The organism is Microcystis sp. M49636_WE2 (assembly GCF_030065375.1).
In the GTDB taxonomy this organism is placed as follows: domain Bacteria; phylum Cyanobacteriota; class Cyanobacteriia; order Cyanobacteriales; family Microcystaceae; genus Microcystis; species Microcystis aeruginosa_C.
The window spans coordinates 1-4,004 of record NZ_JASJFG010000878.1 but is presented as its reverse complement, the minus strand read 5'-3'; the positions used below and the strand labels follow the sequence as shown (position 1 = coordinate 4,004).

At 45.2% G+C, this 4,004-nt stretch carries 4 protein-coding genes; all 4 read left to right on the top strand.

From position 1 onward, the window contains the following. Positions 1-1,510 (top strand): ABC1 kinase family protein (locus PX484_RS20165; protein ID WP_288105273.1); only part of this gene is annotated, 1,510 nt, incomplete at its 5' end. Positions 1,511-1,546: 36 nt separating this feature from the next. Beyond that, positions 1,547-1,924 carry a hypothetical protein gene (locus PX484_RS20160; RefSeq protein ID WP_002801269.1) on the top strand — a complete coding sequence of 126 codons (378 nt, stop codon included), beginning with the start codon at positions 1,547-1,549 and terminating at the stop codon, positions 1,922-1,924. Between the two features lie 127 nt (positions 1,925-2,051). After that, positions 2,052-3,389 carry an anthranilate synthase component I gene (locus PX484_RS20155; protein ID WP_287667458.1) on the top strand — a complete coding sequence of 446 codons (1,338 nt, stop codon included), beginning with the start codon at positions 2,052-2,054 and terminating at the stop codon, positions 3,387-3,389. Between the two features lie 282 nt (positions 3,390-3,671). Next, positions 3,672-4,004: permease (locus PX484_RS20150; protein ID WP_288105272.1), on the top strand; the 333-nt coding region annotated here is incomplete at its 3' end.

Genomic DNA, 4,004 nt, shown 5'->3' with positions numbered 1-4,004 from the left:
GCGTGCCAGCGAACTTAGGCAAATTCTCACCCGTTTGGGTCCCACCTTCATCAAAGTCGGTCAAGCTCTCTCTACCCGTCCCGACCTCGTTCGCAAAGACTTTTTAGACGAATTAGTTAAACTGCAAGACCAACTTCCCCCCTTCGATAACGACATTGCTTTTGCCATTATCGAGACAGAATTGGGGATGCCTGTAGAAAAAGCCTATCGAGAAATATCCCCCACCCCGGTAGCTGCCGCTAGTTTAGGACAGGTTTACAAAGCTATTCTCCCCACCGGCGAAGAAGTAGCCGTTAAAGTGCAACGGCCCGGGCTGCGGTCGCTTTTAAGCCTTGATTTATACCTAATGCGCTGGGCTGCCCAAAAATTCGGTCGTTTATTACCCCTCAATCTCGGCCACGACCTCACCCTGATTGTCGATGAATTCGGAACCAAACTCTTTGAGGAAATCGACTATCAAAACGAAGGTCGCAACGCTGAAAAATTCGCCACCAACTTCCAAAATAACCCCGAAGTTAAAGTTCCCAGTATCTACTGGCGTTATAGTGGTCGCCGCGTCCTCACCCTGGAATGGATTGATGGCTATAAACTCACCGATACCGAGAAAATCAAAGCTTTAGGATTAGACCCCAATAATATCGTTAAAATCGGCGTAACCTCTGGATTGCAGCAACTCCTCGAACACGGCTTTTTCCACGCTGATCCCCATCCGGGTAATCTTTTCGCCACCTTTGATGGTCGCATGGCCTATATCGATTTTGGCATGATGGATCAGTTAGAGGAGGAAACTAAAGAAACCCTCGCTAGTTGCGTCGTCGATTTAATTAACAAAGACTACGAAAACCTAGCCAGCAACTTTGTCAAACTGGGATTTTTAACCCCAGAAACCGATATAAAACCAATTATTCCCGCCCTAGAACGAGTTTTAGGCAATGCCATCGGTCAAAGGGTCGGTGACTTCAATTTCCGCACCATTACCGATGATTTCTCCGAATTGATGTACGAGTATCCCTTCCGGATTCCCGCCAAATTCGCCCTGATTATTCGTTCCCTCGTCACCCAAGAAGGGGCAGCCCTCACCCTCGATCCTAACTTCAAAATCGTCCAAGTGGCCTATCCCTACGTCGCTAAACGTCTCCTGACCGGGGAATCGCCCCAACTGCGCCGGCGTTTACTGGATGTACTGTTCAAAGACGGTAAATTTCAGTGGCAACGCCTAGAAAACATGATTACAATGGCTCGATCGGAAAGTAACTTCGATTTACTGCCCACAGCGCAATTAGGCATCACTTTTCTTCTCTCGGAAGAAGGTCGTTATCTGCGTCGTCAATTGCTATTAGCTTTGACGGAAGATGACCGTCTCCACACGGCCGAAGTGCAACGTCTCTGGAGTTTAATTCAAGGAGAATTGCAACCGCGGCGACTCTTGGATGTGGCCATGAGCGCTTTTCGGGAATTATCGTCCCAAGGTGTGGCCGCTGTCGTTCCGCGAGAAACCAGTTCGCGTTAGAGTGTTTAAGGTCAACATCGGTTAATCACTTTTTCTATGGATTATTATTTTCTGCCCCAACCGCCCTATTTTCTGGTTGTTGCCGGTTTATTTATCGGTATTACCTGCGGGGCCGCTTTTGAAGCTAGTCTCAAGCAAGTGGTTAACAATTGGTATAAAAATAAGGGTTCGGACGATCAAAATCTTTTAAAATCCAGTTCCTTACAAATTCCTTTTATTGGTATTTGTGTAGGAATCTGTCTTTTCCTTGCCTCGGGATTAGATATATTTATTCTCAATGGTTGGGTTGCCTACGCTATCTCTCTCCCGATGACTATCTTTATCGGTGGTTTGGTTTGGAGTCAGTTAGGGGAATTATTAGGCCAATTACAGCGCGGCGGTTCTAAAGAAATTGACCTCGATTATCGGGGATAATTGGGAGGCAGCAAACATTTAGGACTAAGATCATCGGTGTTAGCAGATAGGAAAGAGCAACTTCCCCACAACTAACACCAAAACCCTAGTTATACCCAATTTACCAGCTATTTTGGCCCGCAATTAGATGCAAAAACCTTTAGCATGGCATTGGCGATCGCTACCCCTGCATCAGCGCACCGGTTCCGAGGTTTTTGCCTGCTTATTCGCCCAAGATGCGATCGCTACCTTACTAGAAAGTCCCTATCCGGGTAATTCCCTCTCCCGTTACTCTCTTTGTGCTGGTTCCCCGCGTCAGCTTTGGACCCCCGCACTAGGGGAAATTTTCCCCTTTTTAAGCAGTTTACTCCCCCAAACTCGATCGGATGTGCTTCCCGATCATCTTCCCTTCCATGGCGGTTGGTTGGGGTGGTTAGGCTACGATTTAGCTTGGGAAATAGAAAAATTACCCGACAGGAAAGCTGATACTCTCCCTTTTCCCATCGCTTATTGGTATGAACCGGATAGTTTTGCCCTTCTCGATCACCAAGCACAAATTCTCTGGTTAGCTGCCACTAAACCCGAAGATTTAGATAAATACGAACAATCTTTAACCACTAACCCCGATTTTGAGTTGATCGATCCTCATCCCTCTCCCTTAATCTTTTATACTTCTCAACTCGACTACGAAAAAGCTGTTAAAAAAGCGTTAGATTATATCAGAAAAGGTGATATTTTTCAAGCAAATTTATCCCTAAGATTTCAAAGCACAACTAGGGCAAAAGGATGGCAAATTTATCGCAGTTTACAACAGATAAACCCTTCTCCTTTTGCTAGTTATTGGCGCACCCCTTGGGGAGAAATGATTAGTTGTTCTCCCGAAAGATTGGTCAAATTAGAAAGAGGAATAGCCAGCACTAGACCGATCGCTGGAACTCGTCCCCGGGGTAAAACCGAGGCACTCGATCGACAATTGGCCGAGGAACTATTAACTAATAAAAAAGAGCGCGCCGAGCATATTATGCTAGTGGATCTAGAACGTAATGATCTGGGTAGAGTTTGTGAATGGGGATCGGTTGATGTGGATGAATTACTGACGATCGAGCGTTATAGTCATGTTATGCACTTGGTCAGTAATGTTCAAGGAAAATTAGATAAAAAGTATCATGCTATTGATTTAATTAAAGCTCTTTTCCCCGGGGGAACAATTACCGGTTGTCCGAAAGTTCGTTGTCTAGAAATTATCGAAGAATTGGAACCAGTGCGACGCAATTTATTCTATGGTTCCTGTGGCTATATTGACAGCAGAGGTCATTTAGATTTGAATATTCTCATCCGTACCCTATTAATGACTAATCAAGGGAATTTAAACACCGTTTGGGGACAGGTGGGAGCGGGAATAGTTGCCGATAGCGATCCCGAAAAAGAATGGTTAGAATCCCTTCATAAAGCTGAGGCACAATTAATCGCTTTACGTTCTTTTTAATTTTTGATTTCAACAAACTCACCTAAGTAGGTAGGCATTAAAAATTATCAGATGCCCCCCTTATTAAGGGGGGACTAAGGGGGGATCGGCACCCCCCTTATCAAGGGGGATCCCCCCGCCTTCGGCTTCCCCCCTTATCAAGGGGGGTAGGGGGGATCGAACCTAAAATCCATGTTTAATTTAATTATAACCAGCTACCTATTGTTGCATCTAAAACCGATCTTTTTACTTTTTACCTTATCTGCTATTTTGTAGGATAGCTTCTGATCTTGAACCCTATTCATGAATCAAATTTCTATCGCTGTTACTTTTTTTCTTAGTTTATTCTTGACCTCGCTTCCCTTTTTACTTTTGGGGGCAGCCGTTTCCAGTTTTTTGCTGGTTTTCGTCAATAAACAGCGATTAGCGGCGATATTTCCCCGTAATCGACTGTTAGGAGCGATCGTCGGCAGTACAATCGGATTAATCTTACCCGTCGGACAATACGGCACGATTCCCGTCGCTAGAAGATTCTTATTAGAGGGAGTACCCCCAGGGGTGGTGTTTAGCTTTCTCACCGCTGCACCTACCCTAAATATCGTCACTCTTTGGCTAACTTGGCAGACTTTCACCTAT